Raw genomic sequence first — 7,122 nt, 5'->3', positions numbered from 1 at the left:
AAACGCGCTTGCCATCTTTTAAATCAAACGCCGCGAGAAAAGATTGCGCGTGCGCATCGCCTTGCACGATCACAAAGTTTTTATAAATGATCGGCGAGCTGGCGTAGCCCCATTGCACTGCGGCATCACTATGCAAACCGGGATCAAGCACCCCGAGATCCTGCTTCCAGAGCAGCTTGCTCTGTATATCAAAACAATACAAGCCTTCGGAAGCAAACAGCGCCACGACATATTTGCCGTCTGTCGCCGGCGTCGAGTTCGCCTGGCTCGCTTTGAGATGCCGCTTCACGCGCGGTACACCCTGGACCACGACCTTCTCCCAAATAACACGTCCACTGTTTTTATCCAAACAATAAAGCCGCCAACTGTGCGGTGCACTCTCCGGCACCGGCGCGTTGCTGCGGGTTTGTGTTTGAAATGCCGAAGAATCACCACTCACTGCGGTTGCAATGAAAACGCGATTGCCCCAAATAATTGGGCTAGCATGCCCCAATCCAAGAATGCGCGTTTTCCAGCGAATGTTTGCGGGCGTTTCAGCATTCCAGTTTGTGGGAAGCGATTTGCTCTTAGCTACGCCGGCGGCATCCGGGCCGCGAAATGAAGGCCAATCTTGTCCGGACGCAACTTCAACAACGCAAACGCACAGCAACGCGAGAAGAGATCGTGGCATAGTTTTCCTTATATGCGATTAGATTTTCAAAGTCAAAACAAAATTCTGAAAGTGTTTCGCCCACTGAAATGAAATCCCGCAGAAAAAATTTTCTCTCTGTCGCAGTTCTACTTCGGCGGACGAAGTTTTCAAAGCTGCTCGAAAAGCTTCGATTTTCAGTTTGTCTGAAAATCGGTGTAGTACTTACAGCGCGGCAACGCTCATTTTGTGGATCTTCGTCATGCACTATTGACTGAGGTCGAGAAACGCCGCGCTCACTTTTTCCGCTACTTTGCCATCTACTGGCGCGCCCGTCAAATTCGAAAGAATCGCGATCACAGAATTTTCTTGCGGGTAAAGGCGAACATGAGCGGCCATGCCGGGTCCGCCGCCGCCGTGTTGATAAATGCGCCGGCTGTTATCGTCTTTTTCGATATACCAACCCAAAGCGTAATTGGTCTCCTCGCCCGCAGAAGTTTTGAGGCCGCGAAAAATTTCAGCGCGCGTGCTCGGTTTGAGAAAACCGTCGCGCAACAAAGCGGCGCCGAGCCTCGCTACATCCGCAGCAGTTGAGAGCAAGCCCGCGCCCGCCAATTTGAAGCTCGGATCATACGCCGGGGCTTCGGTCACGCGAAAGAAATTTTTTACATAAAACTTTGCAGTTTGCTCGGGCCGCGAGGTGGGATCATTAAACGAGGTATGCTGCAACTCCAGCGGTTCAAAAACATATTGCGCCATTACCGTTGGAAAATCAACTCCACTCGTATGCTCGACAATCGCAGCAACGATGGTGTAGTTGCTCGTGGTGTAAGCGAAACTCGTGCGCGGCGGATATTGTAATGTGTTCGTGGCGAGAATTTCTTGCAAGGCTACGGCGGTCGTTAAGCTCCGGGTATCGTAATAATGCGCGCTGTTGTACTCGTCATTCAAGCCGCTGAGGTGGGCAATGATCAAACGCGCGGACATGTTTTTGTGAGGAAACTGCGGAAGATATTTTTCCACTGGCGCATCAAGGTCGATGAGGCCTTCTTCCATCAACCGCGCAGCCAGCACACCCGTGAAAGATTTCGAAACGCTCCCCAAACCAAATCGCGTTTCTGTGGTTGCGCGCACTTTTTGCTTAAGATCGGCAAAACCGAAAGCCTCATTCCAAACGATTTCACCATTCCTCGCAACGGCCACGCTCACACCAGGAGCTTTTGAGCTTTGCATCATCGCGCGGACGGCTTCGCGGCTTGTGGCGATAGCTTGAGCGTAACGTTCCGCTGCTTGCGCATGCGCTTCGTTCCACAATCCGAACAATACGATGATCGCAAGGCCGTAACGCTGCCAAAACATTTTCATTCTTGTTTGCATAAGCGCATCACTTTTCTAATTTCATTTTGACTTCGCTCAACACTTCGGCCAAACCGAGTGATGACGGCGTTTGGCGCAGAAATTCTTTTGCGCGATTATCGTCTTTCAAGTAAGCACTCAAAAAGTTCAAAGCGTATTGGCAAACGATTTTGTAGCTCTCGACGGCTTCAACGCTACGTTCCGATTTTGTCAGCGTGTGCGATACGGCGCCGTAGCTTGCAATGAAATCCGCATGCACCAATTTTTTGAAAGAGAGCATGTACGCTTCGGCAACAGATAAGCTATCAAAATACTCGAAATTCTTCGGCACGTTGTAACGCTGCGGCAGCTCGCCGTGCATGTGCAGATACGGCACAGTCATCTTCTTCAAATCAAACCACGGCGATTGCCGCAGCAAATCGCGGCCATATTCGTAGCCGGTCGCGGCATCGAGGCTGAGAATGGCATCGACGTCGGCGTTTTGCATCTGCAGTAACGCTTGCGCAACGCCGCCCACGCTCCACGATGCGAGCGCCAGTTTACCCGCGTCAACATTGGGCAGGCGATGAGCGTAATTGAGAATAGAATTCAAATCGCGTAGTTGCGTTTCAATGCCGCGCATGTCAAACGGCCAGCGTTCGCCTTTCTGCAAACCCAAAGCAGTGTGGGCGATGGCAACATAGCCGTGGCTCGCGAGATATTCGCAGAGCACGGAATACACATGCCCGCCGGTGCCGCCGCCTGCGCCGAAGATAACGAGCGGAAATTTTCCCGTGGCGGCTTTCGTGTCTTTCATTGCCGCAGTTGCAGTGGCAAGCAACGGTTGCAGATTGCCGCCAAATGGCTCAAGCTCTTGCGCATAATTTTGCAACACGGCCTGCTTGCGTTCTTCGCGCCATTGCCACGGCTCGGAGTCGGTGTCGTTCAAATACAAATACTCTTCGTAACGCATCGGCTTCGCGTTGCTGCCCGCTTCCGCTGGATACCAAATGAACATTTGCACCGGCCGCCCGCGATGCGCAACGGGCTGGCTTTGTTCGTCGTTTTGATTTTGATACGGCCTGGCGTGATCGAATTGCCGCTCGAACTTGAAGCCGATTTCGTATGGGCCACGCGGCATGCCGTTCCACAGAACGGGCGATTGCGCCATGGCGCACACGCAGTAAAACAGGTTGAGTGCTAAAAGTTTTTTGATCATTGCGTAAGACCAGCAATTAACGAGTTCAATCTGTGCAAAAGAGCAAAGATTTTTCCGTAAGCAGATTTTATTGTAAGCGGATAAAACAAGGGCAGCATCCGCTTACAGCAAAATCCGCTTACCAAAAGCTTTTGGGTTGTGGCTCGTCCGCGTTGTGTAATTGCATCAGTGTTCTACGCCAACGTCTTAAAAACTCACTCATCCTTCAAAACATTCACCGGATTAACCAATGCCGCACTTATGGCCTGATGACTTATTGTAAAAAGGGCGATGACGATTAAAGCCAGCATTGCCAGGAAGTATATCCACCAACTGATTTCAATCCGATAGGCAAAGCTCTCCAGCCATAGGTTGAGTACGTATTGAATAGCCGGAACAGCGATCAGGGAGGCAACGCCGATGAGAAGAATATATTGGCGTGAAAACTGCATTAGCAAGGAAGAAATCGAAGCGCCAAGAACTTTTCTGATGCCCATTTCTTTTCTGCGCTGGTTTAAAGTGAAAGCAATCAGCCCATACAGGCCCAGACAAGCAAGCACGATGGTCAATCCCGAAAAGCCGCTAATCAAATAAGATAGTTTCTGCTCATTATGGTAGAGTTTGTTCAAATGATCATCCATAAAACGGTATTCCAAGGGCACGCCCGGGTTGGTTTGCTCCCAAATGTTTTGCACAGCAGCGATTTTCTCTGCAATATTACCGGGGCCAACACGCACGAAAAGATATTCGATATCAACAAACGGCATGATCAAAGCTATGGGGGAGATTTCATGGTGGAGTGATAAAAAGTTGAAATCCTCAACAACGCCAATAATGGTGCGTGGGCCAGCAGAGGAGAAGTAATGCACTTTTTTACCAATGGGATCCTTCAAGCCCAAATATGCAACGGTTTTTTCGTTGATCATGATGCTTTCCGTCGGATCACTGCCAAACGCTTGGGAAAATGATCGACCTTCTTTTAACTTGATCCCCATCGTCTCGAGGAAATCGTACCCGACCTGGTTCCCCCGTATTTGTTTGCTCTCGGGCTGATCCCGTCCATCGACCAGTATCATATTCACCGGCCAGGGTTCGCCCATCGTTCGCTCGCTACGGCTGACACTGATGATATGATTATTTTGTAGGAGGCTGTTTCGAAACGTCTCATAATACCGCGTCATGTCCTGAGGCAGTAGCTTGATCACCACGACATTTTCCTTGTCAAATCCAAGCTTCTGATCCGAGAGATAAGTAAACTGCCTGGTAATGACGATGGTAGCCGCAATGAGTGCAAAGGAAATACAGAACTGCAAGGCGATCAGGATTTTTCTTAAATGAGAACCAGTGCTCATACTGTTTTTTACATTTTGCTTCAACGCTGCCACGGCTTTGTGGCTCGAGAGCAACAACGCAGGATAAAGGCCTGCCACGATTCCTATCAAAAACGTGACGGCTATTGCAAAAGGCAGTGACTGCAAAACCTGCGTCCAGTCAATGGTGAAATTCCACTCCAGGAGATCTTGGAAATATTCGAAGGCGAACAAGCTGAACAGATAGGCGAGCACAAGGCTGATGAAGCCCAACACCTCAGACTCAGTCAACAACTGCGCTACCAAACTGCCTTTCTCTGCACCTAATATTTTTCTCAAACCCACCTCCTTGCCGCGGCTCACTGAAACGGCAATGGATAGATTCATAAAGTTAAAACTCGCGATGAGCAGGATCAGCAGCGCAACGATCCCCAGCGTATAAATCGTGAAGCGATTTCCCGTCTGCAGGCCGCTTGCCAAATCGTCAACCAAATCAGCCGAACCCAGATAGATGTCCTCCAGAGGTTGAACATAATTTCGATAGGGAGTATCATCTCCCGGATTCTTTTCCCGATACAGTTGATCGAGTTTATCCTGAAGGGCAATGGGGTTTGCACCATCATGCAATAGCACATAACTGAGAAATCCCACCCAACTCCAACTTGATAAATCGGAGAGATAGCCCGCAGGGACTTGATAACTGGAAAATGACACGAGAAAATCGAATTGCAGATGTGAAGTGCTCGGTATTGCTTCCAGAATACCGGTCACCTTTAGGGGAATCTCATTATTCATGATGAGGGTTTTCCCCATGGGATCATCTTTCCCAAAATATTTCGCGGCCATTTCCCGGGTGAGCACAACCGAATTAGGCTGATCGAGCGCCGTGTTTTGATTGCCTGCTTGCAATGGGAAGCTGAAAATTTCGAGGAACAACGAGTCGGCATAAAATCCATGGTTTTCATAGAAACGCCGTTCGCCATTTTCCAGCAGCGCGCGCTGCGCGTATCGCAATTGGGTAGAGGTTTTGATCTCAGGGAATGCACCCCTGATACCAGGCACCAGCGCCGGCGGTGTATTCGCCATTTCGGTGATCGTGCCGGAGTTATCGGTAAAGATGGTATTGATTCTGTAGATATTCTGTGATTCTTGATGAAAACGATCGAATGACAATTCATGGCTCAAAAAGTTGGCAATCAACAAACAGCTTCCCAATCCAACGGTCAGGCCACTGATATTGATGGCAGTATAAATTTTGTGCTTGCGAAGATTTCGATAGGTAGTGAGGAGATGATGACTTAGCATGATCTTGAATCCTTCCTGTTGCAAAGCACCTTGATTGGAAAAATTCTTCGGTGTGCTTCAACCGGGTCGTGGTATTTGAGATGATGAAACGACGGCCAAGCCGCGGCTGAACTCGTTATGGTGAGCTTCAACGAAGTCCGTATTCCGCGACGGCTTTGATGGCAACGAGATCTTCCGAGCCTTCGCGTTTATGCCAGAGTTGCACGAGGCCGGTGCCTTCGCGACCGCCGTAGTTTTTCACCCAGGCGGAAGCATTGCCTTGTTCATCGCGGCCGAGCACGGTTGTCACTTGCGCTTCGTTCACGGCAAAGCCGCCGATCCACCAATCGCGCAGCAAGCCCCATTGCATGCCCTCGCGCGTAACGGAAGAACGATACCATCCGTTGACGCCGAGGGCGCTCTGGCCTTGATACCGCACGCCAACGATGCGCTCCGGAATCGTGAAATCCAACTCTGTCACCTGATCGGTTTTCGGATCGCGTCGATAAACCAACGGCGGCGCGCCGAGCCACACCACTTTGCCGCCGGCATTCAAATATTTTCGCAATAGCGCGGCTTCGGAAGAGTCATCGATCACGGTTGCAGGTACGCGGCTCGCGGCGAACACGACCACGCTCGACGAGCGGTTCGCAATGCTTTCTTGCATGAACCGCGCTAGGCCTTGCGCCTCGAGTAGCTCATATCCTTCGCGCACGAAATAATCGCGAATTTGTTCATCAACGTCGTGGCGAAACCAATTGAAGCCTTTGCTCGCTTCCCAATAAACCGCGCGTTTCGCTTTGCGCGCTTTGGAGCCATTCGAAGTCGCGCCGGTGAGCGCATAAAGATAGCCGTCGTCGCTGCCGATATAAACCACGCCCTCGCTCACGATCGGCGAAGAGAAAATGCGGTCGCGTGTTTTGAAGCGCCATTGCTCCGCGCCGTTGCGCGCATGCACGGCGAACACGTTGCCGCCGCCGTCGCCGAAATAAACGAGCGAGTCGCACACCGTGGGCGAAGACCAAACCGTTTCAGTGGCGTTGAAACGCCATTGCTCTTTGCCCGTGGCGAGATTGACGGCTTGCACGAAGCGGCCATCGGAAGTGCCGGTGATCGCCGCGCCGTTGTAAATCGCGGGCGAAGAGATGACCCACGAAATTTCATGATCAAAGCGCCAACGTTCTTTGCCCGTGCCGCGTTCGAGGGCATACAAAAAACCGTCGCGCCCGCCGAACACCACCGCGTCCTCGCTGATCGCAGGCGAGGAGATGATGGCGCAACGATCAAAACCAAACTCCACGGGGTTGAATTTCACGCCCTCGGTGGCGAAGCGCCATTGCTCCGCGCCGGTTTCAGCGTCGAGCGCG

5 protein-coding genes are annotated in these 7,122 nt (G+C 51.1%); all 5 read right to left on the bottom strand.

From position 1 onward, the window contains the following. Positions 1–670: pyrrolo-quinoline quinone (locus FBQ85_23845; protein MDL1878172.1), on the bottom strand; the 670-nt coding region annotated here is incomplete at its 3' end. Positions 671–895: 225 nt separating this feature from the next. Further along, positions 896–2,005 carry a beta-lactamase family protein gene (locus FBQ85_23840; GenBank protein ID MDL1878171.1) on the bottom strand — a complete coding sequence of 370 codons (1,110 nt, stop codon included), beginning with the start codon at positions 2,003–2,005 and terminating at the stop codon, positions 896–898. Positions 2,006–2,012: 7 nt separating this feature from the next. Next, positions 2,013–3,182 (bottom strand): hypothetical protein, encoded by a 1,170-nt coding sequence (locus FBQ85_23835; GenBank protein ID MDL1878170.1) that lies wholly within the window; start codon positions 3,180–3,182, stop codon positions 2,013–2,015. A gap of 194 nt (positions 3,183–3,376) precedes the next feature. After that, the gene (locus FBQ85_23830; protein MDL1878169.1) at positions 3,377–5,776 is read right to left on the bottom strand and encodes an FtsX-like permease family protein; all 2,400 of its coding nucleotides are present in this window, start codon (positions 5,774–5,776) and stop codon (positions 3,377–3,379) included. Between the two features lie 127 nt (positions 5,777–5,903). Next, the coding region (locus tag FBQ85_23825; GenBank protein MDL1878168.1) for a PQQ-like beta-propeller repeat protein at positions 5,904–7,122 on the bottom strand (1,219 nt) is incomplete at its 5' end.

The sequence above is a fragment of the Cytophagia bacterium CHB2 genome (genome assembly GCA_030263535.1).
Lineage (GTDB): Bacteria > Zhuqueibacterota > Zhuqueibacteria > Zhuqueibacterales > Zhuqueibacteraceae > Coneutiohabitans.
This window is presented reverse-complemented; position numbering and strand designations above follow the sequence as displayed.